Raw genomic sequence first — 24,070 nt, 5'->3', positions numbered from 1 at the left:
CCTTTATTGAATCCCCTTTGCGGGCCGGGTCAGGAGCAAGGCATCCTCGTGGTTGTCCTCATAAAACCCCTTGCGCACGCCGGCCTGCTCAAAGCCCAGCTTTTCATACAGGGCAATCGCGGGCGCATTCGACACCCGCACCTCCAGGGTGATGAATTCCCCGTGCTGTTCCTCCATCCATGCGATCATCTGCCGGACCAGCTGTTCGCCAATCCCCCGGCGGCGTTCCGCCGGATGCACGGCGACCAGGTCCACATAGCACTCCCCGCACACCGCGTGCATCCCGGCAAACCCAAGGCAGCGGCCCGCCTCTTCCGCCACCCAAAAATGGGCCGTATCGCTGGAGAGCTCCGCCGCCAGCCCGTCCCGGCTCCACGGCATGGAAAAGCACAACCGGCTGATCTCCGCCAGTTCGTCCAGATGCCGCCCCTCCATGGGAACGATCGCAAGGCTCATACCGCCGCCTCCACGCGCCGCTGGATGGGGTTCTGCGAAAGCAGCTCCCACAGATGCTTCATCAGCAATACCAGGTTGATCAGGATTGCAACGGCCAAAAGCTGCTGCGGGTAATATACCAGCCCAAACAGATAATTCGCGGTCGCACAGGCGGACGAAACGCACATAATCACCGCCGCATAGAGCTTTTTCGGGAAATAGAACGCGAACACCACGCTGACGATGTCCGCCAAGAAATAGTACCGTTCATGCATGTGCGGCAGGATAAACGGCATTAAGATGGCAAACAGCAGCCCGATGGTCACCAGAATGTCCGGCGTGATGGTGTATTCCTTCCGGTACAGCGCATAGAGCAGCATCAGCACCGCGCCGCCCGCGAAGATGACGCCCGCATCCCCCAACGGTTCGGAGGCGACATTCCCGAGAAACGCATACAAATTCGGGATGGACATGCAAAGGCTCGTGTAGAGCTTTGACTGCGAGACATACACGGTGAGCAGGTCCCATAGGCTCCTGCCCATGATTGCAGCTGGTATAATCGATAGAATATATACTGCTGGGATTAGCACCAAACTGCGCAATTTGATCTTCCGCTTCAAAACCAACAAAAGCAAAAACGGCGCAAAGAAAATCGCCTGCAATTTCAAGACAAACGCAATGGAAAACGCCAGCACCGCCCGGTTGGGGCGGTTGACCAACAGATAATACAGGCATGCGAGCAACGCCGCAGTATACATCGCGTCGCACTGTGCCCATGCCGCGGAATTCAACACCACCGAGGGCAAAAAGAGCACCACCGCATAGGCCATAAAGCCCTGGGGCCTTCCGGGATACCGCAGGCTAACCGCCCGCATCACATAATAGGCCAATACAAAATCCGCCGTACAGGAGACCAATTTGATCAAATACAAATCGTTGAACGGCAGATAGGTCAGCAACGCTAAAATATAAAAGTACGGCGGCATATAATCGCCGATGTTCATCCCGATGGCCGCCAGCCCGCCGTTCTCCTTCAAGGTCGCAAACCAGTTCTGTAAGAATTGTTGATAGTCGTTCGACTCAATCGGAAATAAGTAAAACCGCGTCAGCAGCGCGGCGCCGGAAATCAAAAGGAGAAACAGCATGTCCTCCCATCGGACTTCCTCACGCGCGCGTTTTGTCGTTTCCAAGCGTGCCCGCCCCTTTCGGAAATTTATGTAAGATTTCTTTGGTAGACCAGAAAATGAAATTCAATATGTGTCTCCAACCGCTGCGTTTGGCGCAGGTTTTCCCCGCCCTCAACGCCGGTTTTCCAATAATATGGGGTCATTGCAAACAAATTGAGCATGGTCTGCGGATCGGTGATCGTGATTTCCCTTGCAACCGCAGTGCGCTGCAAAAAGGTGAATCCAGGATACTCCGTCTCCTTATAGGGGTTCTCATACGGATGTTCATACAAAATCTCTTTCAATCCATAGAGATGCCTTTCCCCCGGCACCGCCAAAATCAAGTGGCCGCCCGGTTTGACCACGCGCGCCAGCTCTTCGGGGACAATCGGCGCGAAGACGTTCACCACCAGGTCGGCCGCAGCATCCGCAAAAGGGATCCCGAAGCTGCTTCCCACCGCAAACGCGATCTCCCGGTACCGCTTTGCCGCAGCGCGCACCGCGCATTTGGATATATCAAACCCAAACACCCGCGCCCGTTCCCCGAGCGCCAGCGCCAACCGGCCGGTGTAATAGCCTTCTCCGCATCCTGCGTCCAGCACAACTGGCGACCTGTTTTCCCCAAGATACTCCAGCGCCAGCCGGTTCAGCTCATCGCTAAAGGGCTGATATAGGCCCGTCTCCAGGAACGCACGCCGTGCGGCCACCATCTGTTTGTTGTCGCCGGGGTCCTTTGAATGCTTTTTATTGGGCGGAAGGAGATAAACGTATCCCTCCTTCGCCAAATCGTAGTTGTGCCCCTTCGGACACGTATAGGCTTTTTCCTCTTTCTGCAACAGATTTCCGCAGACAGGGCAGATAAACACGTTTCCCCCTCCCTTCTTTTCATTATCATTTGCTCTTCGGGAGCTTGTCCTTTCTGTCCGGCGTCACTTCGCTTGCTCCCCGCAGAGAGCCCCGCGCCGGCCGTGCATTCAGGCTCAGCCTGACGGGAGCTTGTCCTTTCTGTCCGGCGTCACTTCGCTTGCTCCCCGCAGAAAGCCCCGCGCCGGCCGTGCGTGCAGGCTCAGCCTGACGGGAGCTTGTCCTTTCTGTCCGGCGTACACTTCGCTTGCTCTCCGCAGAGAGCCCCGCGCCGGCCGTGCGTGCAGGCTCAGCCTGACGGGAGCTTGTCCTTTCTGTCCGGCGTCACTTCGCTTGCTCTCCGCAGAGAGCCCCGCGCCGGCCGTGCGTGCAGGCTCAGCCTGACGGGAGCTTCCCCTTTCTGTCCGGCGTACACTTCGCTTGCTCCCCGCAGAAAGCCCCGCGCCGGCTGTGCGTGCAGGCTCAGCCTGACGGGAGCTTATCCTTTCTGTCCGGCGTACACTTCGCTTGCTCTTCGCAGAGAGCCCTGCGCCGGCCGTGCGTGCAGGCTCAGCCTGACGGGAGCTTCCCCTTTCTGTCCGGCGTCACTTCGCTTGCTCTTCGCAGAGAGCCCTGCGCCGGCTGTGCATTCAGGCTCAGCCTGACGGGAGCTTCCCCTTTCTGTCCGGCGTACACTTCGCTTGCTCTCCGCAGAAAGCCCTGCGCCGGCCGTGCGTGCAGGCTCAGCCTGGCGGAAGCTTCCCCTTTCTGTCCGGCGTCACTTCGCTTGCTCTTCGCAGAAAGCCCTGCGCCGGCCGTGCGTGCAGGCTCAGCCTGACGGGAGCTTGTCCTTTCTGTCCGGCGTCACTTCGCTTGCTCCCCGCAGAGAGCTCCGCGCCGGCCGTGCGTGCAGGCTCAGCCTGACGGGAGCTTGTCCTTTCTGTCCGGCGTCACTTCGCTTGCTCTTCGCAGAAAGCCCTGCGCCGGCCGTGCGTGCAGGCTCAGCCTGACGGGAGCTTGTCCTTTCTGTCCGGCGTCACTTCGCTTGCTCTTCGCAGAAAGCCCTGCGCCGGCCGTGCGTGCAGGCTCAGCCTGCTCAGCCTGCTTTGGCGTCGAACCAGGATTTGCCGATCCCGGCGTCAGCGATCAGCGGAACGGATAGCTGCGCCGCGCTGCGCATCTCCTCGGTCAGGACGGCGGCGGCCTTCTCCGCCTCGTCCTCGGGCGCTTCTACAATCAGCTCGTCGTGTACCTGCAAGATCAGCCGGGACTTCATGCCTTCTTTGCGAAGCCGGTCCTCCACGCGGATCATCGCGATCTTGATGATATCCGCAGCCGTGCCCTGGATGGGCATGTTCCGCGCCACACGCTCCCCGAATGCGCGCATGTTGAAATTGGAGGACGCCAGTTCCGGCAGGTAGCGCCTGCGCCCAAACATGGTCTCTACATACCCCTGCTCCTTGGCCTGCTCCACCACTCGCTTCATATAATCGTCCACGCCGCTGTAATGCGCCAGATAATCGTGGATATATTGCTCCGCCTCCTTGCGGGTAACGCCGATGTTCTTCGCCAGGGAGAACGCGCCGATGCCGTACACAATGCCAAAATTGACCGCCTTGGCCCGGCTGCGCATCATCGGGGTGACCATCTGCTCCGGCATGTGGAACACCTGTGCGGCTGTGATCCTGTGGATGTCGTCGTCGTGCAAAAAGGCATCGATCATATTCTGGTCGTTCGCCACATGCGCCAACACGCGCAGCTCAATCTGGGAATAGTCCGCATCCACCAGCACACATCCCTCTTTTGCCACAAAGAAGCGGCGCATCTCGCGTCCCAGATCCGTGCGCACCGGGATATTCTGCAAATTGGGCTCCGTGGAGCTGATGCGCCCTGTGCGCGTCTCGGTCTGGTTGAAATTGGAATGAATCCGCCCGTCCGCGGCGATCACCTTGGTCAGGCCGTCGCAGTAGGTCGATTTCAGTTTCGTCAAGCTGCGGTAATTCAAAATCATTTCGACCGCTGGATGCTCATAGCGCAGGTTTTCCAAAATCTCCGCCTTGGTGGAATAGCCCGTCTTAGTCTTTTTTCCATGCGGCAATCCGAGCTTCTCAAAGAGGGCGTCGCCGAGCTGCCGCGGGCTGTTGATGTTGAACTCATAGCCCACGGACTGGTAAATCTCCCCCTGAATGCGGTCGATCTCCGCCTGGAGCATCTCGCCGTACTGCGCAATGCCCTTGGCGTCCACCAAAAAGCCGATCGCCTCCATATGTGCCAGTACGCGCGCCAGCGGCAATTCAATCGTTTCCAAAAGCTCCGTCTGGTTGTTCCGGGCGATCTGTTCCGCCAGCTTGTCCACCAGCGCGGGGAAAACCGCCGCCTGCGCGCGGAACAGCGCCTCCGTCTGCCGCCGTTTCCCCTCCACATCGCCGCGCTTGAGCGCCTCCTGCTCCGGCAGCTCCAACGGGAGGTTGTATTCCTGCGCCAACCGCGTCACATCGTAGGACGACGCGGACGGGTTCAGCAGGTAGGCTGCCAACATGGTGTCAAACGCCCCGCCCGGGATTTCTTCGCCGCCGAGCGCCGCATACAGCGGCTTGACGTCGTGGGTGTTGATGCGGATCTCGCTGCACGCACACAGCTTGCGCAGGAAATCCATCCCTTCCAACTCATATACACGGGCCTCCCGGCCGATGTATACGCGATACACCTGGCCATCCTCATACCAGACCAGGCAATCCGCGCGCCCTGCTGCGCGAAGCTGGTCAAACAGCGTGTCCGGCGCACCCTGCACCACCTCATGGGCGGGTTCCTGGACATTCGTTTCCGGCGCCGCGGTGGGGACGTTCAGCCCCAATTTTTCGATTAGGGAGAACATCTCCAGCTTGACGAGCAGGCGCGCCGCACCCTCCCGGTCGCCTTCGGTGGGGATATAGTCGGCCAACTCCGTGTCGACCGGCGCATCCCGCCGGATGGTGCCCAGGTAGCGGCTCAGGTAAGCGCTGTCCTTGTCGCGGATCAGCTTCTGGCGCATCCCCTCTTTGATGTCCAGCGTATCGATATTTGAATAAATATGATCGAGGTCATGGTATTTCTGGATCAGCTCGCCCGCCCCCTTAGGGCCGATGCCCGCCACGCCGGGGATGTTGTCCGAGCTGTCGCCCTGGATGGCCTTGATATCGATCAACTGCGGCGGCGTAACGCCGTAGTCTTCCAAAATTTTCGCCTCATCGTAAAAGGTCACCTGCGGCTGTCCCATTTTGGTGGCCGCCAGGCGCACCGTCACTTGCGCATTGACAAGCTGGAGACTGTCGCGGTCCCCGGTGGCAATCACACAGGTGTCCCCGGTCTCCGTACATTTCGCGGCCAACGTCCCAAGGATGTCGTCCGCCTCAAAGCCCTCGCATTCCACCAGGCGGTAGCCCAGCAGCCGCAATAGCTCTTTGAGGTTCGGCAGCTGTTGCGCCAGCTCCTCCGGCATCCCCTTGCGCTGCGCCTTATAACCTGCATACTCTTTATGCCGGAACGTCGGGGCGCGCATGTCGAAGGCAATCGCCACCGCATCCGGCTCCGTCTCATGCTTCAGCTTTTCCAGCATGGTCATAAAGCCGTAAATGCCGTTTGTATACAGCCCCTCCTTGGTGCTCAGCAGGCGGATGCCATAAAAGGCGCGGTTCAGGATGCTGTTTCCGTCCAAAACAAGCAGTTTCATGATGTCTCTCCCGTCTTATCAGTCAATTGTTTTATTATATCACTTTCCGAAGGGAATTTTAAGTGCTATAATAGCATCTATCCTTTATTATTTCCGCCTGCTGGGGCAACCACACCGCAAAAGGGAGAAACCGGCGGCCGTGGGGCCCGCCCTCTTTGGTTTTCCGAACGCCTTAAAGCTGTGTGTTCTCCACCATTTTTTCCAGCAGGACGCCCAGCTCCTCCTTTTCCTCCGGCGTCAATCCTGCGGTCAGCCGTTCCATACACTGGTCCCCCTGTCCGACCAACATGGGGTAGACCTCCTGGGCCTTTTCCGTTGGGAACAGGTTAAACGCCCGCTTGTCCTTGGGATTCTGCTCCCTGGTGATATATCCGGCTGCAATCAGCTTTGCAATGGCTTTTGCCACGACGCTTTTTTCGTGGGAAAGCCGTTTCACAAGCTCGGTCTGGGAAATGCCGCTATTTTTGCAGGTCTCAATGATAATGGTAACCTGCGAGGAGGAAAGACCCAGTGGCGCAGCGTGTTCGCTTCGCCAGGCGTTGATTTTGCGGTAAATCATCAACAAGGCGGCAATATTTCGATCTGGCAATCGCATGTCCTTCACCTTTTTTCGTTTGTTGTGTTTCGATTATAGCGAAAAATCGTGGCAAAAGCAACTATCTATTGACAAGCCAACGTTTTGGAATATAATAAAAAGTGTCATTTGCCACTATCTTTCAGAGAATCCCTCTGACTTCTTATATTCCGCGTTTGCAATGGGTATTTGCGAAAAGAACAGGCAGCCGGTTTTTCGCCCGATACGGGCGGGGAACCCTCCCCGGGAACCGGCTTTCCAACAATATTAAAGAAATACGGAGTATTCGAATGGTAAAGATTGGGAATTTGGAATTGGAAGGGCGCGCCGTGCTGGCCCCCATGGCCGGCGTCACCGACCGTGCCTTCCGCGAGCTCTGCACACGCTTTGGCGCGTCCTATGTGGTAAGCGAAATGGTCAGCTCCAAGGGCCTGCAATACAACGACAAAAACACCGGCCGCCTCATGGAGCTGGGCGGCGCGGAGCGGCCCGCGGGCATTCAGCTCTTTGGCGACGAACCCGCGGTCCTGGCGTTGGCTGCAAAAAAGGCCATGGCGTACCATCCGGACGTGATCGACATCAACATGGGATGCCCGGTGCCAAAGGTCGCCGGGAACGGTTCCGGCAGCGCGCTGATGAAAAACCCGCCCCTGTGCGGGGAGATCGTCGCAGCGGTCAAACGGGCGGTCCCCGTGCCCGTCACGGTGAAAATCCGCAAGGGCTGGGACCGCAACTCGGTCAATGCCGTGGAGGTCGCAAAAATCTGCGAGGAAGCGGGCGCGGACGCCATCGCGGTCCATGGGCGCACGCGCGACCAGATGTATGAACCCTCCGCCGACTGGGACATCATCCGGCAGGTCAAAGAAGCTGTGAAAGTCCCGGTCATGGGCAACGGCGACGTGACCAGCGCGCAGGACGCCGCAAAGCTCTTGCAGCAGACCGGCTGCGACCTGGTGATGGTGGGCCGCGGGGCGCTGGGGAACCCTTGGATCTTCCAGCAGATCAACGCATATCTGACGGACTCCTGCTGCATCATCCCTGGGCCGGGCCTTTTTGAGCGCCTGACGGTGATGGTGAAGCACATCGAGCAGATGTGCCAATATAAGGGCGAGGCGCACGCCATGCGCGAGGCCCGCAAGCACGTCGGCTGGTATCTCAAGGGCATGCGCGGCGCGGCGGAATTCCGCCGGCGCGCGGGCACCTTGGCGACCCGCGAAGACCTGAAAGAGCTGGTCAAATGCGTTTTAGAAGCCAATCTAAATCATGGGGAGGGATCTGTATGAGTAAACGGCCAAGCCGCACGGTACGCCGTGTTTCATCCTGGCTGGTGGTAGCAGCCATCTTAATCATTGCATCGGTCAGCGGCATCCGCCTGCATTGGAACGATATCCTGTCCAACGCAACAGACGCCGCGGTCATCCCGGAAGGCTCCACCTCGGTCTATTTTATCGACGTCGGGCAGGGGGATTGCGAACTGATCCGCACGCCGGACGGGCAGAACATCCTGATCGACGCGGGGACAAACGCAACGGGAGACAAGTTGGTCCAATACCTGGAACAGCTCGGTGTGGAGCAGATCGACACCCTGATCGCCACGCACCCGCACGAGGACCACATCGGCGGGATGGATGAGGTGGTCAACGCATTTCCCATTGGCGACGTCTACCTGCCAAAGGTGGCGGACAGCCAAACGCCCACCACGCGCACCTACGAGCGCCTTTTGGAAGCGATCGCGGACAAAGGCCTTTCGATCACACCCGGCCGCGGCGGGATGACCATCCTGGACGACGATGGCATCAAATTGGAATTTCTCGCCCCGAACGCCGACTCCTATGCGGACCTAAACAGCTATTCCATTGTAGCAAAGCTCACCTGTGGGCAGAAGAGCTTCTTGTTCACCGGCGACGCGGAGGCGGACAGCGAGGAGGAAATGCTCCACGCAGGCTACGACCTGCGCAGCGACGTCCTGAAATGCGGCCACCACGGGAGTTCCACCTCCACCAGCGCGGCGTTCTTGCAGGCCGTCCAGCCCACATACGCGGTGATCTCCTGCGGGGTGGACAACGACTACGGCCATCCGCACCGTGAAACGCTGGATAAACTCAACGACGCTGGCGTCCAAATTTACCGCACCGACGAACAGGACACCATCCTGGCTGTGTGCGACGGGACGGACGTCACCTTCCAGACCGGCCTCGGATCTCTTGTCAAGTAAAGGAGCACAGCCATGTTTCTGAAAAATTTTAAAATCGACACCTCGCGTGCGCGGGAATTTTGGCCGCGCCACGTCAACACGTTGGAGGAACTCCCCGCGCCGTACCGCCCGCATGTGGCGGAGTGGATGGAGCAGGGGATGCCCATCTCGCAGGTCATTTTTGTCCGGCAGACCAACCACTGGGTCACGGAAAAGCCGGAGTATGTGCTCGCCTGGATGGGGCGCCGCCTCCTCTATATTCAAAAGCAGCCCCTGGGCGGCGTGGCCCCCACGGTGATCGAGGCCGATACCATTTTCTATGCCCTATATTCCCATCGCCTTCTGGACAACCGCATGACGATCGGTTATTCGGCAAGCAACGAGCCGCAAACCATCATGCTGCACTTCAACGCGGCCACGGAAGAACTCTTCTACCCGGTATTCGAGCTTCTTCTGCGGAACCCCTTTACACAGCCGAGCGAAGCGCGCAGCAAAAACCAAGCGGATACCATCGTTTCCCTCCAGGAAAAGACCTTCAAGATGTGCAGCTATCTGGATTTCGTTTACCGCTTTGACGATACCATCCTGGCGTATTACTGGGATAAAAACATCACGCCGGAGCAGCAGAAGCGCAACGCAAAGAGCCTGAAGCGCATAGAGGATACGGAATATCTCGCTGCGCTCATGGGCCGGGGCCTCGCTTTGGAGAAGATCGCAGAAAACGCCATCGACGTCGCCTATCTCTTCCGCAGCGCCGTCGGGGAGGCGTCCGTGGTATCCTCTGCGCAAGGCGAGCTCTCCCTCTGTTTCCCGTGCGTCTCTGGGGAATCCTTCTTTGTCCCGGTCAAGCCGGAAAACCGCCCCGAGGCGGAGGCGTTCGCACAAAAGTTCAACAAGAATGTGAGCATTTCGCTCGCCAAATAAATCTCTCCGCCCGTGGGCAGCCCGCCTGCAAAGGATTCTTCCGCAGATGCGCCACAGGCATATCCCTGCAAAAAACGCATGACAGAACAAATTCTGTCATGCGTTTTTTGGTTTCGTTTCAAATATCGCTATCCGGGAATTCCCAAAACGACGAAGTAGTTTCCATCTGCCAGCCGTGCCCCTTCCTCTGGCTTTCCCTTGCCGCCTGCGAATCCGTTAGGCATTGGAGGCCGACGGGCGCGCTTGGGCCCGCTTCCAGAGCATACGGGCAACATACAACAACAGCAGAATCCCCCACGAAAACGCCTCCGCATAGGCGATGATGCTGTTTCCAAAAACGCTTGCAAAGGCATACGATGCGATAATCCGGCACGCCAACGATACGATTCCTGCGACACTGGAATAGACCACGTCGCCGATCCCCTCCAGATACCCGCGCGTCGCGGTCGCGAGGCCATAGACCACATAGAAACTAGCCAATCGCTGGAAGAAACCGCGCCCGATTTCCACCGCTTCTGGCCCGGCGCCGAACAACGCGATCAGCGGGCCTCCAACGGGGACAACCAGCACCGTCATCAACACCGACACAACGGCCATCAGCACCGTACCGACCATATAAATCTTCCGGGTTTTCTTTTCTTCCCCCGCGCCGTAGCTCTGGGCGACAATCGTGGAGATCCCGGAACCCAAATTGATAATGGGAAGCAGTGCGATCGAATCGATCCGGTATGCCGTTGTGATCGCCGCCACTGTTTGCGTTCCAAAGCCATTCATAAAGTTTTGCAGCAGCAGGCTTCCAAAAGCACTGACGCTGGACTGGATCATCGGCGGAATGCCAAAGCGCAGCCCACCGGCCAGGGTCTGCCGGTCCACAATCCCACGCCGCAGGCGGAACCGCAGCACGGGATACTTTTTGACGGCGTAAAGGATGATGAACACCGTCATGGCCGCCTGGGAAACAACCGTTGCAATGGCAGCCCCCGACACGCCCCAATGCAGAACGGCGACAAAATAGAGATCTAAAATTACATTCACAACGGAGGAAATCAGAACTGCCAGAAAGGGGGCGCGGCTGTCCCCCATTCCACGGAGCGCAGCGGAATAGACATTGTAAACCGCCAAAAAGGGAATGCCCAGAAAAATGATCCGCAAATACGCTTCCGCCAGCAGCACCGTATCCGGCGTGGTATGGAGAAGGTGCAAAATCGGGGAAGTCAACCAAATCCCCATCGCGGCGAGGATCGCAAAAAACACGCCAAGCGTCACGGAAAATGTTGACAGCACTTGGGGCACGGAATCCGTACGGCCCCCTCCGAATCTTTGCCCGACCAAGATCGAAAGCCCCAGGGTAAACCCGGTGATCGCCATAAGATAAAAGTTGATAACGGTGGTGGTCGCCCCGACCGCCGCCAACGCCCGCTCGCCCTCCACATTTCCCACGATGAAGGCGTCTGCCCAGTTATAGAGCTGCTGCAAGATCCCGCTCAAAATGAGCGGCAAGCTGAACGTAATCAATCCATATGCGATGCTTTTAAATCCGCTTGGCCCTTTTGATTCAACCACCGGCCATCCCCTCCTAAAGATCCCATTCTCCGAATCCCGGAACCCTGCAAAATGGAATCATCCCTGTCATAAATCCCCCAGCTCTGTTGGGGTGAGTAGCCGCCTCCAAAAGAAAAACCGTATCCAAGTTTCGCCTTGAATACGGCAGATGCTTACCCGAACGGCTTGATTCTGGAAACCATTATAACAAATAGGCGGGAAACACGCAAGGGAAGCGTCCGGCGCTGGTTTTTCCTGCAAGGGGGGCGGGCCCTTCCCAGATGGGCAACTGCGGGAAAAAGCCACAAAAGGCCGTGGGCATTGTTGCAGCCCACGGCCTTCCGGTTTATTTGTCGTTTGGCCCGTTGTCAAAGAAAGCGTCCCAATCAAAGTTCCCGTTTTCGTCCTTTTGATCCTTCATGATCTCGACTTTAAATCCATAAGGATTGGCCGCCGCATCCTTGGATTCCTCACGCGGCATCTCCCCCGGCTTTGCATCCGGAATAAACCGCACTTCCGGCTCGGCAATCTCAACATTCTTTTGTATGGGCGCCTCTTCTGTCAGCGCACCCACCGGGGGCGCTCCCTCTTCCGTAACCGCTTCGTCCTGCGGCTCTTCCGTGGGGATCTGCTCCTCTTCCTCGGGTTCCGCCAGGTCTTCCGGCTCCGATTCCCCTCCAAACAGATAGTCCTCGCGCTGCTGGACGCCGCTGCTGTCGGAGCTGATGTCCGTAAATTCCTGGATTTCCCCCGTATCATCAAAGGCCGCGCGTCTCCGCGGCGCAAAGAACTGGGCGTATACAAAGAACGCGATGCCGCCTAAACCAAGCACAATCAAGAGGATTCCCACCGGTAAAATCCAGGAGAACGATCCTTGGCTTGTATTCGAGCCGCTCTGGTTTTCCTGCTGCTGGATGTTCTCAAAGGGCTTTGCATCGGGCGACTGGCTGACCTCCCCGCTTGTGAGCAGCTCGCTCCAATCCTGGGAGGAAAGCAGATCCGGGTCATCCGTCGCTTCGGCTGCACGGGAAGCGTTCTCGTTGATCTCATCGTTGTCCGTGTCAACGATGACCGACGGTCTCTGGCTGACCGGCGGTTGATAGGGCTCTTCCTCCACGGGTTCCTCTTCCACAGGCTCCGATGCCTCCGTATCGGAGGATTCTGTTCCTTCCGGCAGGCTCTCCGTCCCATCAGACGGGGTCGTCCCATCGGGATTTACCGGCGCGTTCGGGTCTGTGGGAGGCTCCGTCGTTGGCGGTGTCTCCACTCCCGGCGAAGTGACAGGCGCATTGGGATCAAACGGCGGGGAAATCCCCGGGTCCGTCGGGGTCGTTGGGTTGTTTGGGTCCACAGGCGTCTCTGCATTGGGATCGGTGCCAGACGGGACCGTTGGATCGGCCGGCGTATTGGGGTCCGTGTTTGGAATAATGGGGTTGACCGTTGAATCCCCTGGCACACCCGGGTCCGCCGTAGACTCTACCGGCGTCGTTGGGTCTGGGACCGGCGTGATCTCCGTTGCGGATGCCGATGCAGCAAATGTAGAGGCTGCAAAGACAAGAACGGTAAATAGGAGGGCTGCCCGGTGCAGCAATCTATTGCATTTCGATCGTTTCATATTGATTAATTCGCTCTCCTGTCTAAAATCAGGCGTACGAACCCCAAAAGGAAATCGCCGCATTTTCCTTACCATCATATCACAAACGGACCTAAAAATACAACTGGTAAATCGACGGCCCGTGAGAAAAGAATCCCGCCGGGGCGGCGGGCAAACTGGTTGTGCCCAAGCCGTGTCCCGATTCATACAATAATTATGTAAAACGGTATATGCCGACAAGGGGCCAACGCCCACGCCAGGTACACTATTTGTATAATTTATTTAAAAAATACAAATTGTATATCCAAAGGCGCTGTTCTTTTATGAGGGTGCTTTTTCCAGAAAAAGATTCCTAAAAATCCGCATGGAAATGCTTGCGGATGCCAGGGGAACGCGCTATAATGTAGGCGCGCAAACATACCTCCTCGGGAGGGCAGTGCAGATTGGCGTCTGCTCTTTGTTGCGCAGGCTCCCGGAGCGAACTCCGGGCAAAATTTTTGAGATGGGAGAATTTGAATCATGCGTACATTAGAGCCGGCCAGTATTACACTCGGCACGGTGGATGATCTTCCGCAAATCTATGCGGATATGGAGAAGCAGTTCCCACCCGACGAAATGTACAAGTATAAGAACCTCTTGCATCTTTTGCACGGGGACAAATACAAAATCTTATTGTACAAGCGGAATTCCGATGGAGAGCTGCTCGGCTATGCATTGGTTTATACCGTAGAAAATTGCAACATCCTTTGGCTGGACTACATCGCCATTTTAAAGGAGCATCAAACCCATGGCTACGGCGCCCAGCTGTTCAACGCTCTGTGGCACAAATATTGCGGGCCGTACGACGGCATTTTGTTCTCTCTGGAGCACATCAGCAAGAACAACCCCAGCTTGGCAAAACGCCAAGAGCTCCGCATTCAGTTCTATGAAAAAGTAGGGGCCTACCGGCTGCATGCCGATTTCCAACTCCCATGCGAAAACGGCGCGCTTCCCATGTATCTATATTTCAAGCCTCGCCGTGGATTGTGCGCCATCAGCCGCACCGTGCAGCTTCAGGCGATCCGCCAAATTTATGAATACTGTTTTTACCATTTTGCACACAACAAAGAGCTGCTCGCCCATTTCAAACCAACAATCTTGGACGAACGGCTTCTTCCAACACGCCGTCCCGTATTGCAACACGCCGCTGCGCCCGTTGTGCAATCCGTTCGTCGTGCGTAATTAAGAGGACCGTCCGGCCCTCTTCATGCAATCCATGTAAGATATCCATGACCGCCGCGCCTGATTTCGTATCGAGGTTGCCGGTGGGTTCGTCCGCCAAAATGATGGGTGGCCTTGCCGCAATCGCGCGCGCAATGGCCACCCTTTGTTGTTGCCCGCCGCTCATTTGGCTGGGCCGGTGGCGCATCCGTTCTTTCAATCCAACCCGGAACAAGGCGTCTTCAGCCAAAGCGTGCCGTTCCTCCCGCGGGATTCCCCGGTAGGAAAGCGGCAATTCCACATTTTCCAGAGCGGTCAACCCCGGCACCAAATTGAACCCCTGAAAAATGAACCCAATTTCCCGGTTCCGGATGCTGGAGAGCTGGTCTTCGGAAAGCGCGCCGACATTTTCCCCGTCAAGGATGTATTCCCCGGAGGTTGGCGTATCCAAACAGCCCAACACATTCATCAGCGTGGACTTTCCGGAGCCCGACCGCCCTACAATGGCGACAAACTCCCCCTTGTCCACCGTGAGGGAAACGCCATCCAATGCGCGGACCTCATTTTCCCCTTGATGATAGATTTTATAAAGATTGCGTACGATCATAATTGGTTCCATCTTTTCACCCCGCAATATCATACCCAGCAATATTGCAAAGATACTGGCAGCAAAAGCTTTTACAAATGTGCCAGAATCCGGTATAATAAAGATAAGAAGGGTGTTTTTCCTTTCAGGCGAATCAGTGCGATTGAAAGACATGGGGGAATTGGCCCTACTTGGGTTTTATACTCTATAGGATGGAGTGGTCCCGCCTTGGATCGATCGTGAGGGGATAAAATCCATGGCATACGAATAGATGGCAATACGTTCAATAGAGGCAAACCGCAATAGGATTCCACAATCTCTGCTTTTACGAAATCTCACGAAAGTTTAATAAGCCAAGGATTTTTAATAAATTAAAGGAGAACGAACAATGCTGAATACCTATTGGAAACAATTTAAGAGTGGCACGGATATCCGCGGAGTGGCCAGCGAGGGGGTTGCGGGACAGGAGGTCAACTTGACCGACGAAGCCATTGAAAAAATGGCGGCGGGATTTGTCTTGTGGTTGTCCCAAGCGGTTGAAAAAGAACCGTCCGCTCTGACCATCGCTGTTGGGCACGATTCCCGCATTTCTGCGCAGCGCATCCAGGATGCCGTCACGCGCGTCCTGGTGGGAGCGGGCGTGCGGGTGCTGGACTGCGGCCTGGCTTCCACTCCTTCCATGTTCATGACAACCATCGACCTGGCGTGCGACGGTTCGGTTCAGATCACCGCAAGCCACCATCCGTTCAACCGCAACGGCTTGAAATTCTTCACCAAAAACGGCGGTTTGGACGGCCCGGACATCGAGCAGATCCTTCTGTTTGCGCAGGAGGGCCAGACGCCGCCCGCAGGCGAGGGCCATGTGGAGGCGGTCAACTACATGGCGGACTACGCCAAGCGTCTGCGCGAGATGATCCAGAAGGGCGTCAATGCGGCGGACTATGAACATCCGCTCAAGGGCTTCCATATTGTGGTGGACGCCGGCAACGGCGCAGGCGGGTTCTACGCGAGCGATGTGCTGGCGCCGCTGGGCGCGGACGTCACAGGAAGCCAATTCTTGGAGCCCGACGGCATGTTCCCGAACCATATCCCCAACCCGGAGAACGAAGAGGCGATGCAGTCCATCTGCAAAGCGGTCTTGGATGCAAAGGCGGACATGGGCGTGATCTTCGACACCGACGTGGACCGCGGCGGTGCGGTGGACGCGCGCGGCGAAGAGATCAACCGCAACCGCCTGGTAGCGATTGCATCCGCGATTGCGTTGGAGGGCAATCCCGGCGGCACGATCGTGACCGACTCCATCACGTCCAGCGGCCTAAAGGAATACATCGAAGGGACTTTGGGCGGCGTCCACCATCGCTTTAAGCGTGGCTACAAAAACGTCATCAACGAGGCGCTGCGTCTGAATCAGGAGGGCGTCAACTGCCCGTTGGCGATTGAAACGTCCGGCCATGCGGCCATGCGGGAAAATTACTTCCTGGACGACGGCGCCTATTTGGTGACAAAAATCATCATCCAGATGGCGCGCCTGCGCGCAGAGGGCAAGACCCTGGACTCGATGTTGGAATCGCTCAAAGAGCCGGTGGAGACGGCAGAACTGCGGTTCCCGATTCTCAAAGAGGATTTCCGTTCCTATGGGGAGTCCGTGATTGCCGGTGTGAGCGCCTATGCAAAGACGCATGCCTGGAATGTTGCGCCGGATAACCGCGAAGGCATCCGCGTTTCGTTTGGCAAGGACAAAGGGGACGGCTGGTTCCTGCTGCGGTTGAGCGTACACGATCCGATCATGCCGCTGAATATCGAGAGCGACACCGTTGGCGGCACGAAGCTGATTGCCGAGCAGCTCAACGATTTCCTGATGGAGTGCCAGTGGCTGGGCCACGAGGTAATGGATAATTTCTTGGCCCAATAACGGCCGGTTGTTTGATTGCGAAATAGACGATAAGCCAGCTCACGGGAGTGCAAAATGCTCCGATGGGCTGGCTTTTTTCTTTTGACAAAGGTTTTTAGCAAGCATGTTAAAACAAAAAACGCCTGCTGCATACATGGCAACAGGCGGTCGCATTCCCATTGAAGATTATCTTTCCCGGAACGAATCCAGCAACTCCCGAATCAACCGGGCTTGTTTGGGAGTAAACCCATCCAAATACAACATCGGTCGGTTATCCACACCCAAAAGGTAATCGGTGGAAACATTATATAAGCGTGCAAGGTCGATCAGTGTCTCAAGGGAGGGAGTCTTTGTATTATTCTCATAACCACTAACGGTTGAAACTCCTAATTTCAACCGCTCGGCAACTTGTTTTTGTGTCATTCGTTTTGTTTGGCGCAATTCTTTCAACCGCAGCCCAAAATCATAAAACTCTCCCATATACATCACCCAAATTAACTGTATAGGATTTTTATACCCTTAAAGGAGATTTTTATGCTTGATATTTTACTTTTAGTGTTGTATTATGGATATAACAGCTAAAAGGGGATGGTTTGGATGATTCGATGCGACAAACAAGGAATCCATGACCTTTATCTGCAAATGGCGCGGCTGGACCGCTACGTCGCCCGCCAGCCATCCTATATTGATTCTTTCCATGCCCTGCATGTTTGGCGGGAGCTGGGGCATGTACAAAAGGAGGCCCTTCGCCTGCGGATTTCCCTTTTAGAAGATGAACACGTTGATTATTTGTGCGGGGATGGGAAAGACCATTCATACCTATAATCAAGACAGCTGCTAAATCCTGCTGCAAATAGATCAAACTATAGACGCGCCTCTTCCGGTGAAAAGCCGAAAGAGGCGCATGTTTATTTATATGCAAAATAAAAGCAACAGGATCGTTCAAACAACTTTCGCTCCCGCCGCCGAACCAGCGCATCCCTTTCGGTCCATGAAAACCCACGCCCACAGGGAATGCGGTATAAAACCGCGCCAAAAGGCCAAAATAGGAGGTAAATAGAACAAAAAGGATGTGAGCGGATTTGGACATCAAAGTCACCAGAACCGAATACCAGCAAATGGCCGAAACTGTTTCGCCGAAGTCAAAGGTACTGCGCAATTGCGTGATGGCCTTTCTGGTCGGCGGGGCGATCTGTGCCCTGGGGCAGGCGCTTACCACGCTGTTTTTGTCGTTTGATCTGCCGGAAAAGACAGCCAAGGCGTTTGTCTCCATCTCCCTGATCGCCTTGAGCGCCATTATGACCGGCCTAAAAGTCTACGACAAGATTGCAAAGCACGCCGGCGCGGGCACGCTGGTGCCGATCACCGGCTTTGCGAATTCGATTGTCTCCCCTGCGATGGAGTTCAAAAGCGAAGGCTATATCATGGGCATCGGCGCAAAGATGTTTTCCATCGCCGGGCCGGTGCTGGTCTACGGCACATGCGCCTCCATCATCTATGGGCTGATCCTTTTCCTCTTTAAGATGTACTGAAAGGGGTGCTTCCATGCCGACCAGAATCGGAAAATACACGCTGCAATTGGACAAAGCCCCCGGCATTTTGGGATTCGCCTCTGTTGCGGGCAAGAAGGAGAAGGAGGGGCCGCTGGGCGCCTTCTTTGATGTAAGTCACACCGACAACACCCTGGGGGACGTGAGCTGGGAAAAAGCGGAAAGCCAGCTGCAAACCGAAGCGGTGCAGACAGCGCTCAAAAAGGCCGCGCTGGAGGGCAAAGACGTGGATTACATCCTCGCAGGCGACCTGCTAAACCAGTGCATTTCCTCGACCTTCGGCCTGCGCAGCCTGGGAATTCCCTTTCTTGGCCAATATGGGGCCTGCTCCACAATGGCCCAAACCTTGGGCCTGGCGTCCCTGTTTGTGGAAACCGGGATCGCGCGGCGGGCCGTAGCCGTGACCTCCTCGCATTTCTGCTCCGCAGAGCGGCAGTTCCGTTTCCCGCTGGAATACGGCGGGCAGCGCACCCCGACCGCCCAGTGGACCGCGACCGCGGCCGGTTCTGTCGTCGTCGGGGCGCACGGGCGCGGGGAGGTGAAAATCAACGCCGTAACCTTTGGGCGCATCGCAGACCTTGGCATCAAGGACGCCAACAACATGGGCGCAGCGATGGCCCCCGCCGCCGCGCAGACACTGCACGACTATTTGACCGACACCGGCGCCTCCCCCTCGGACTACGACCTGATCCTCACCGGCGACCTCGGCGCGGTCGGCTGCGAGCTGATGGACGAGATTCTGGAAAAGGACGGCATCGACATCCGGGAAATTCACAACGATTGCGGCCTGATGATCTACGAACGCCAGGCGCAGGACGTCCACGCCGGCGGTTCCGGCTGCGGGTGCTCCGCCGCGGTGCTGTGCTCGATCATCCTGCGGCAGCTTTCCTCCGGGGAGCTCAAAAAGGTGCTCTTCATCGGCACCGGCGCATTGATGTCCACCACATCCTCGCAGCAGGGCGAGAGCATCCCCGGCATCGCGCACTTGGTGTTCCTCGAGTCCCAGGCAAAATAGCCATCCCTTTGAAAAAAGCGTCCTCACGGGTGGGAACTATTCCCTACCTGTGGGGACGCTTTCGCGTTGAAAGATTGACAAAACCGTTGTGTTTCGCTAAAATTATCTTATGAGAAAAAAGATTGTATGGATTGCGATCGGCTTATTCAGTTTTTTGGTGTCCTTCCTCACGATGTTCTGGCTAACGGCGCACAATGAACTCCCTCTGGCGCGTTCCTCGCCGCAAATACGCGCGGTCCCTCTCCGGACCTCCGTTGTTCTCCCAGAACATCAAAGTGAAATGGCGTTTTTATCGGAAAAGGAGGCGTTCCAAACATACCATACCCCGGCCTTTCAGGGGACGATCCGCGCGATTCGTGATATTGCCATTCATTTTGGGGAACACACCAACTACTATGCCATTGCAAAAATCCATGTGGACAAGGTCTATCGGGGAGACCTCGACGCCGGGGAAACGGTGACGGTTTTGCTCCCCCGGCCGATCTATCTGCATACATGGGTCGAAGGGACCGAAATCGTCTCTGCCATGCGGGCGGGTATGCGCGGCTATTTCATCCCTGTCCGGCAGTACAAAGCGGACGATACATATACCAAAAACGGCCTGACGTTGTATTATTCGGACCTGGCCAACTACAGCCTTGGCGGGGGCAACTATGGCGTTTTCCTCGAGACGGACGACGGCCTTCTCTTTAATCGCGAAACGTACGCCACCCTGAGCCCCAACTGTACCTTTGAACAGGCGGAGGCTTATCTCACCGCGCGGTTAAAACCATTTTCCGAATAAGCTCTGGCGTGATGCATCGAGCGGTTTTTCTTCTGTCATGCGACGTATTGCGTCCAGGCTTTGGTTTTTCGCAAAAAGCAGACTCTTTCAACGCATTTTTCCCATTCCCGATCTTTGGGCCACGCCATGCGAACGAAGCCGCGGCCGCTGTAAATAGCAGCTGGAAAAAATCTATATATAAAGAATAAAGAAAAAGACGGCGTCCATGGGATTTCTTCCCGCTTGGATGCCGTTGTCTTTTCTTTTTAGGGGCTGCCCGTGTCATTCGCCGCATTGCTTCCGTTTGGCAAACGCGCCCCTCTTTGCATGCTCTGCTGTTCCCGCCCGCCGGGCGCGCACTGTGGCGCGCTCCTGCCGGAGATCCTCTCCGGCAAAAACGCATTCCATGCGTTTGGCGGGCGGCCGCTCACGGCCTCACCCGCGTGGCCTTCACCCGTGGGCGCGAAACCTGCGCGACGCGTTCGTCCAAGCGCTGTTGTCCCACAGTATCCATAAAGAGTTTATTCAGGCTGTTCTGGTTCTCCCTGCCGCCCACCAGGGAAAAGAGCACCTCAAGCGAAGCTTCCACACTCGGCAGCTCGTCAAAGCGGATCAGCATCCGCTCCGGGCTGTACAGGATGAATTTCATAATCCGGACGCTCGGGGTCTCTGTGAAACAGATAAAGACCTTCAACACCGGGCGATCGTCCTCGTCCGTCGTCAGGCGCGCCGTGCTGCCGACCGCATAGATCTCGCCGTTCAGGGTCACGCAGCCCTTGCGCGGGGTCCCGTCCATCCCCGCCACAATGAGGTTGGTCTCCGCGCCATCCTCCACGATCAGCCGGCATTCGCCGGGGGAAAATTCCATGCTGATTTTGGAAATGTTGGCGCCGAAATTGTTGGTGGTCCCCTGCAAGATCAAGGGCATCAGGGCGGCGGAGCTGCTTTCCAACTGATATTGACGGCCGTTGAGCTTGCGCAGCTCCGGCGGGACCGTCGGCACGATCTGCTTCTCCGGGAACACACGCCGCCACACACGGGCCCAAGTGGAAAGGCGCTTTGGCTTTGGGGCGGTTTCCCGGATGGCATAGAGGTTCCCCAGGGCATTGCGCAGCGAACGCAGGGCACAGATGTCGTTTGGCAGCGGATCGTCCGAGAGCCCCTTTGCCGCATCGCCAAAGTATTTCTCCACGATCAGGCAGGTCTCGTCCGCAAAGAGGCTTGGGCTGCCCCCCGTCATCGCAATGACCATATCACGCTCCGGCAGGACGACCACATATTGCCCCAACATGCCGTTGAACTGATAGGCGCCCTTGGCCCCAAAGCTCCAAATCTGGTAGCCGTATCCCTTGGAGTAGTCGCCCTCGCGGGTGGGCGTGTCCATTTTGGTGGATTCGATCACCCAGCCCTCCGGCAAAAGCTGCTTTTCTTCGCCGTCCACCATCCACCGGCCGCGCTGCAAATAAAATTGCCCCAGCTTGGCCATGTCCACGGTGCGCAGCCAGAGCCCCCAGCCGCCTTTTTCAATCCCCATGGGGCACACGTCCCAACTCACATTGTGAATCCCCAAGGGGTCAAACAGGCGCGGCGTCAGGTATTCCACCAGGCCCATCCCCGTTTTCTTGCAGAGGATGGCGCTGAGCAAATACGTATTTAAGCTGTTGTAACTGAATTCCGTCCCCGGCTCAAACGAGCAATCCGACTGCAAAATGGCGCGGACCCAATCCTTCTCCACCACGGAATGGATCTCGTTGAATTTTAAGCCGGAGGTCATATTGAGCAGATGGCGCACCGTGATGTTGTTGATGCGCGGGCTGCGGAACAGCACATTTTTATCCGGGAAATATCCGGCCGCTTTGTCGTCGAGGGTGAGCAGCCCTTCCTGGACGGCAAACCCTACCGCCATGCTCACCACGCTCTTGGAGAGCGAGAACATCATATGCGGATAGCTGCCGGAATACGGCTTCCAGCTCCCCTCCGCGACGATCTTCCCATGGCGGAGCACCATCGCGCTGTGCACATGGATGGATGGGCAGGCATCCAGCTCTTCAAAAAAGTGCTGGAGATGGGCGCTTGGTATGCCCTCGTGTTCCGGGATGGAACGCATCAGGCCGCCCGAATCGGCGTTGGGGATATTTTTGTGCTTCTGCGGCACAAACGGATACGGGTTGATGTGCTGCAAGTCGCCGCGGAACAGCTTTAGCAACAGGTCTACGACCTTCATCTGGGAACGCAAATCCATCATAGGACATCACCTCGTAAAGAAGGGCTCGATCAACGCCTCGTAGTCGACCTCCTTCGGGGGAGGGACCGGCGTCAGGCCAAATTTTTCCACCAGACGCCGCTGGGTGCCGGGCAGTTGAATCCGCAGCTCTTCCGGCAGGTCCGGCAAAAGGACAATCGTCTGCGTCTGGCTCTCCAGCAGATAGCCGCAGGCGTCGAAACCCGTCAGGCGGCGCACATGTTTGGGTTCGCCCTGTTCGTCCAGCGGCACATGCAGCGCCTGGAACACGGTGTCCGCGCAGAGCAGCCGCCCGCCTTCCACCGCGCTCACCAGATAAATCAAGGGGTACTTTTTCAGGAAAGAGGCCAATGCGCGGCACAAGCCCTCCCTGCGTGCGCTCGCATTGACGCCCTGCAGGGCAACCCGCAGGTTTGCCGCCGCTTTGCGCACCTCCTGCTCACACAGGGATGTCCGGCGCGCCTGAAAAAACAGCAGTCCAGCATCCATCGTTTTTCCCTCCGTTTCTTTGAAGTAAATCGGGACGCGGCTTACACCGCGTGTCCTTCCACCGGCAGCCCCGCCAGGTACCGCCGCACCATATCGAGCGCATAGTGCGCCGCGCGGTCGCGCACCCACGTGCGGTTCTTGACGCGGCCCGGCGGGTCCATCCGCCGCACCCAGGTGTGCGTCCCATCGCTCAATGCCATATAGACCAGGCCGACCGGCTTTTCCGGTGTACCGCCGCCGGGCCCGGCGAGGCCCGTAATCCCAAGCCCCAAGCTGGCCCCGGCTTTTTTCCGCACGCCTTCGGCCATGGCGCGCGCCACCGGCTCGCTCACCGCGCCATACGCGGGGAACAGCTCCTCCGGCACGCCCAGCAACATGCTCTTGACGTCGTTGGAATAGGTCACCGCGCCCATCTCAAACACCTCGGATGCGCCTGGCACGTCCGTCAGGCGCTTGGCGACCAGGCCGCCGGTGCAGGATTCGGCAGTGGCCAAGTGCAGCCCCTTTTCTTGCAGGCCATGCACCACCACTTCCTCCAGGCTCTCCACGTCCACGCCGTAAACGAATTCGCCTAGGCGCACACAGACCTCCCGCACCACCGGTTCGCATAGAGCGGCGGCCTCCTGCTCTGTCGCGGCCTTGGCCGTTATGCGGACAAACATCTCGTTCTCTTTGGCATACGTCGCCGCGGTCGGGTTGGCCCCTTCGGTCAGATCGCGGATCTTTTCCTCTGCCGCGCCCTCCCCGATGCCAAACACGCGCACCATCCGGGAGACGATGACCGCCTGTTCCCGCTGCGCCAGATACGGCACCGCATAGCGCTTGAGCATCAGCTCCATCTCGGACGGCGGGCCGGGCAGCATGATGACCACCTTGCCCGTGTCCGTCTCCAAGCCGCAGCCCGGCGCCGTGCCCGCATCGTTCGGGAAGACCGTGCACCCCTTGGGCAGCATGGCCTGTTTGTATTGGTTTTCCCCGCAGTAGCGCCCTTTAAAATAGGTCTCGATGCGCTGGCGGCTCTCCTCATGCAAAACGAGCTCCACGCCCGCCGCCTCCGCGATGGTCTCCTTGGTCAGGTCGTCCCCCGTGGGGCCAAGCCCGCCGGTGGTGATCACGACGTCGCTGCGCGAGAGCGCTTCGCGCAATGCGGCGCGCAGGCGCTCTGCGTTGTCGCCCACCGTGCAGGAAAAGAGCAGGTCGATCCCCAGCGCGGAAAGCTCGCGTGCAATGATGGTGGTGTCCGTATTGACCGTATGGCCCAAAAGCAATTCGGTGCCCACAGAGATAATTTCCGCATTCATTCCGATGTAACCTCCTCGCGGTAACGCTTCACAATTTCCAAATGTGTATGCA

The 24,070-nt window shown here is 57.2% G+C and carries 21 protein-coding genes; 8 read left to right on the top strand and 13 right to left on the bottom strand.

The genetic code is table 11. The features are described from left to right. Positions 1 to 3: 3 nt before the first annotated feature. From rimI to B5F54_RS04670, 5 genes are all read right to left on the bottom strand, one after another. Positions 4 to 456: a ribosomal protein S18-alanine N-acetyltransferase gene (rimI, locus tag B5F54_RS04690; protein WP_087231209.1), complete on the bottom strand. Its 453-nt coding sequence runs from the start codon at positions 454 to 456 to the stop codon at positions 4 to 6. Next, positions 453 to 1,625 carry a glycosyltransferase 87 family protein gene (locus tag B5F54_RS04685; RefSeq protein ID WP_087231206.1) on the bottom strand — a complete coding sequence of 391 codons (1,173 nt, stop codon included), beginning with the start codon at positions 1,623 to 1,625 and terminating at the stop codon, positions 453 to 455. The genes rimI and B5F54_RS04685 overlap by 4 nt, the downstream gene beginning before the upstream one ends. Before the next feature lie 23 nt (positions 1,626 to 1,648). Next, positions 1,649 to 2,467, bottom strand: a complete 819-nt coding sequence (locus B5F54_RS04680; RefSeq protein ID WP_087231203.1) for a putative RNA methyltransferase — start codon at positions 2,465 to 2,467, stop codon at positions 1,649 to 1,651. 1,073 nt (positions 2,468 to 3,540) lie between these two features. Further along, positions 3,541 to 6,153, bottom strand: a complete 2,613-nt coding sequence (gene polA / locus B5F54_RS04675; protein WP_172749576.1) for a DNA polymerase I — start codon at positions 6,151 to 6,153, stop codon at positions 3,541 to 3,543. Positions 6,154 to 6,325: 172 nt separating this feature from the next. Then, positions 6,326 to 6,742: a MarR family winged helix-turn-helix transcriptional regulator gene (locus tag B5F54_RS04670; RefSeq protein WP_172749574.1), complete on the bottom strand. Its 417-nt coding sequence runs from the start codon at positions 6,740 to 6,742 to the stop codon at positions 6,326 to 6,328. A 275-nt stretch (positions 6,743 to 7,017) separates the two neighbouring features. Between B5F54_RS04670 and dusB the strand changes: the two genes are divergently transcribed. The 3 genes from dusB to B5F54_RS04655 are packed head-to-tail and all read left to right on the top strand — an operon-like array spanning position 7,018 to position 9,845. Then, positions 7,018 to 8,010 (top strand): tRNA dihydrouridine synthase DusB, encoded by a 993-nt coding sequence (gene dusB / locus B5F54_RS04665; protein ID WP_087231194.1) that lies wholly within the window; start codon positions 7,018 to 7,020, stop codon positions 8,008 to 8,010. Continuing rightward, entirely contained in the window at positions 8,007 to 8,942 is a 936-nt protein-coding gene (locus B5F54_RS04660; protein WP_207651952.1) for a ComEC/Rec2 family competence protein, read from the top strand. The genes dusB and B5F54_RS04660 overlap by 4 nt, the downstream gene beginning before the upstream one ends. A 12-nt stretch (positions 8,943 to 8,954) precedes the next feature. Further along, a complete protein-coding gene (locus B5F54_RS04655; RefSeq protein WP_087231189.1) occupies positions 8,955 to 9,845 on the top strand; it encodes a hypothetical protein in 891 nt (296 codons plus the stop codon). A gap of 216 nt (positions 9,846 to 10,061) precedes the next feature. Here B5F54_RS04655 and B5F54_RS04650 read toward each other — a convergent pair whose 3' ends face one another. Both B5F54_RS04650 and B5F54_RS04645 read right to left on the bottom strand, forming a co-directional pair. Beyond that, positions 10,062 to 11,408, bottom strand: coding sequence for an MATE family efflux transporter (locus B5F54_RS04650; RefSeq protein ID WP_207651951.1), 1,347 nt, complete (start codon positions 11,406 to 11,408; stop codon positions 10,062 to 10,064). A gap of 325 nt (positions 11,409 to 11,733) precedes the next feature. Further along, positions 11,734 to 13,002: a hypothetical protein gene (locus tag B5F54_RS04645; protein ID WP_087231186.1), complete on the bottom strand. Its 1,269-nt coding sequence runs from the start codon at positions 13,000 to 13,002 to the stop codon at positions 11,734 to 11,736. Between the two features lie 498 nt (positions 13,003 to 13,500). Between B5F54_RS04645 and B5F54_RS17265 the strand changes: the two genes are divergently transcribed. Continuing rightward, positions 13,501 to 14,202 (top strand): GNAT family N-acetyltransferase, encoded by a 702-nt coding sequence (locus B5F54_RS17265; protein ID WP_140400328.1) that lies wholly within the window; start codon positions 13,501 to 13,503, stop codon positions 14,200 to 14,202. On the opposite strand, the gene B5F54_RS04635 is transcribed toward B5F54_RS17265, so the two are convergent. After that, a complete protein-coding gene (locus B5F54_RS04635) occupies positions 14,105 to 14,800 on the bottom strand; it encodes an ABC transporter ATP-binding protein (RefSeq protein ID WP_087231694.1) in 696 nt (231 codons plus the stop codon). The two genes, B5F54_RS17265 and B5F54_RS04635, sit on opposite strands and share 98 nt — an antisense overlap. Positions 14,801 to 15,155: 355 nt before the next feature. Between B5F54_RS04635 and B5F54_RS04630 the strand changes: the two genes are divergently transcribed. Beyond that, complete coding sequence (locus B5F54_RS04630; RefSeq protein WP_087231181.1) at positions 15,156 to 16,679, top strand: phosphomannomutase/phosphoglucomutase; 1,524 nt, start codon at positions 15,156 to 15,158, stop codon at positions 16,677 to 16,679. Between the two features lie 165 nt (positions 16,680 to 16,844). Here the strand turns inward: B5F54_RS04630 and B5F54_RS04625 are convergent, their stop codons facing one another. Together B5F54_RS04625 and B5F54_RS17260 are read right to left on the bottom strand one after the other, a co-directional pair. After that, entirely contained in the window at positions 16,845 to 17,138 is a 294-nt protein-coding gene (locus B5F54_RS04625) for a helix-turn-helix domain-containing protein (RefSeq protein WP_087231178.1), read from the bottom strand. A gap of 52 nt (positions 17,139 to 17,190) precedes the next feature. Further along, positions 17,191 to 17,748 carry a hypothetical protein gene (locus tag B5F54_RS17260; RefSeq protein ID WP_207651950.1) on the bottom strand — a complete coding sequence of 186 codons (558 nt, stop codon included), beginning with the start codon at positions 17,746 to 17,748 and terminating at the stop codon, positions 17,191 to 17,193. Between the two features lie 28 nt (positions 17,749 to 17,776). Between B5F54_RS17260 and spoVAC the strand changes: the two genes are divergently transcribed. The 3 genes from spoVAC (at position 17,777) to B5F54_RS04605 (ending at position 20,007) form a co-directional block, all read left to right on the top strand. Then, positions 17,777 to 18,190, top strand: a complete 414-nt coding sequence (spoVAC, locus tag B5F54_RS04615; protein WP_087231689.1) for a stage V sporulation protein AC — start codon at positions 17,777 to 17,779, stop codon at positions 18,188 to 18,190. Between the two features lie 13 nt (positions 18,191 to 18,203). Then, positions 18,204 to 19,223 (top strand): stage V sporulation protein AD, encoded by a 1,020-nt coding sequence (gene spoVAD / locus B5F54_RS04610; RefSeq protein ID WP_087231171.1) that lies wholly within the window; start codon positions 18,204 to 18,206, stop codon positions 19,221 to 19,223. Positions 19,224 to 19,503: 280 nt separating this feature from the next. After that, positions 19,504 to 20,007 carry a hypothetical protein gene (locus B5F54_RS04605; RefSeq protein ID WP_140400326.1) on the top strand — a complete coding sequence of 168 codons (504 nt, stop codon included), beginning with the start codon at positions 19,504 to 19,506 and terminating at the stop codon, positions 20,005 to 20,007. 406 nt (positions 20,008 to 20,413) lie between these two features. Here the strand turns inward: B5F54_RS04605 and B5F54_RS04600 are convergent, their stop codons facing one another. Genes B5F54_RS04600 through B5F54_RS04590 form a run of 3 tightly spaced genes read right to left on the bottom strand, consistent with a single transcriptional unit; the run spans position 20,414 to position 24,018 of the window. Further along, positions 20,414 to 22,231 carry a serine hydrolase domain-containing protein gene (locus B5F54_RS04600; protein ID WP_087231165.1) on the bottom strand — a complete coding sequence of 606 codons (1,818 nt, stop codon included), beginning with the start codon at positions 22,229 to 22,231 and terminating at the stop codon, positions 20,414 to 20,416. A gap of 6 nt (positions 22,232 to 22,237) precedes the next feature. Then, positions 22,238 to 22,717, bottom strand: coding sequence for a hypothetical protein (locus tag B5F54_RS04595; protein WP_087231162.1), 480 nt, complete (start codon positions 22,715 to 22,717; stop codon positions 22,238 to 22,240). A gap of 41 nt (positions 22,718 to 22,758) precedes the next feature. Then, on the bottom strand, positions 22,759 to 24,018 hold the full coding sequence (locus tag B5F54_RS04590) for a competence/damage-inducible protein A (RefSeq protein WP_087231159.1): 1,260 nt from the start codon (positions 24,016 to 24,018) through the stop codon (positions 22,759 to 22,761). Between the last annotated feature and the right edge of the window lie 52 nt (positions 24,019 to 24,070).

This window comes from Anaeromassilibacillus sp. An250, assembly GCF_002159845.1.
Taxonomy (GTDB): domain Bacteria; phylum Bacillota; class Clostridia; order Oscillospirales; family Acutalibacteraceae; genus Anaeromassilibacillus; species Anaeromassilibacillus stercoravium.
Note: the sequence above shows the minus strand (reverse complement) of the source record. Positions and strands in the feature narration are given on the sequence as shown.

Bases quoted from the DNA above. Each gene is read 5' to 3' on its own strand.
- B5F54_RS17260 (WP_207651950.1), bottom strand. From the start codon at position 17,748: ATGTCCAAATCCGCTCACATCCTTTTTGTTCTATTTACCTCCTATTTT.
- dusB (WP_087231194.1), top strand. From the start codon at position 7,018: ATGGTAAAGATTGGGAATTTGGAATTGGAAGGGCGCGCCGTGCTGGCC.
- B5F54_RS04595 (WP_087231162.1), bottom strand. From the start codon at position 22,717: ATGGATGCTGGACTGCTGTTTTTTCAGGCGCGCCGGACATCCCTGTGT.
- B5F54_RS04645 (WP_087231186.1), bottom strand. From the start codon at position 13,002: ATGAAACGATCGAAATGCAATAGATTGCTGCACCGGGCAGCCCTCCTA.
- B5F54_RS04600 (WP_087231165.1), bottom strand. From the start codon at position 22,231: ATGATGGATTTGCGTTCCCAGATGAAGGTCGTAGACCTGTTGCTAAAG.
- B5F54_RS04660 (WP_207651952.1), top strand. From the start codon at position 8,007: ATGAGTAAACGGCCAAGCCGCACGGTACGCCGTGTTTCATCCTGGCTG.
- B5F54_RS04630 (WP_087231181.1), top strand. From the start codon at position 15,156: ATGCTGAATACCTATTGGAAACAATTTAAGAGTGGCACGGATATCCGC.
- B5F54_RS04625 (WP_087231178.1), bottom strand. From the start codon at position 17,138: ATGGGAGAGTTTTATGATTTTGGGCTGCGGTTGAAAGAATTGCGCCAA.
- polA (WP_172749576.1), bottom strand. From the start codon at position 6,153: ATGAAACTGCTTGTTTTGGACGGAAACAGCATCCTGAACCGCGCCTTT.
- B5F54_RS17265 (WP_140400328.1), top strand. From the start codon at position 13,501: ATGCGTACATTAGAGCCGGCCAGTATTACACTCGGCACGGTGGATGAT.
- B5F54_RS04635 (WP_087231694.1), bottom strand. From the start codon at position 14,800: ATGGAACCAATTATGATCGTACGCAATCTTTATAAAATCTATCATCAA.
- B5F54_RS04590 (WP_087231159.1), bottom strand. From the start codon at position 24,018: ATGAATGCGGAAATTATCTCTGTGGGCACCGAATTGCTTTTGGGCCAT.
- B5F54_RS04605 (WP_140400326.1), top strand. From the start codon at position 19,504: ATGGCGTTTTTATCGGAAAAGGAGGCGTTCCAAACATACCATACCCCG.
- spoVAC (WP_087231689.1), top strand. From the start codon at position 17,777: ATGGCCGAAACTGTTTCGCCGAAGTCAAAGGTACTGCGCAATTGCGTG.
- rimI (WP_087231209.1), bottom strand. From the start codon at position 456: ATGAGCCTTGCGATCGTTCCCATGGAGGGGCGGCATCTGGACGAACTG.
- spoVAD (WP_087231171.1), top strand. From the start codon at position 18,204: ATGCCGACCAGAATCGGAAAATACACGCTGCAATTGGACAAAGCCCCC.
- B5F54_RS04655 (WP_087231189.1), top strand. From the start codon at position 8,955: ATGTTTCTGAAAAATTTTAAAATCGACACCTCGCGTGCGCGGGAATTT.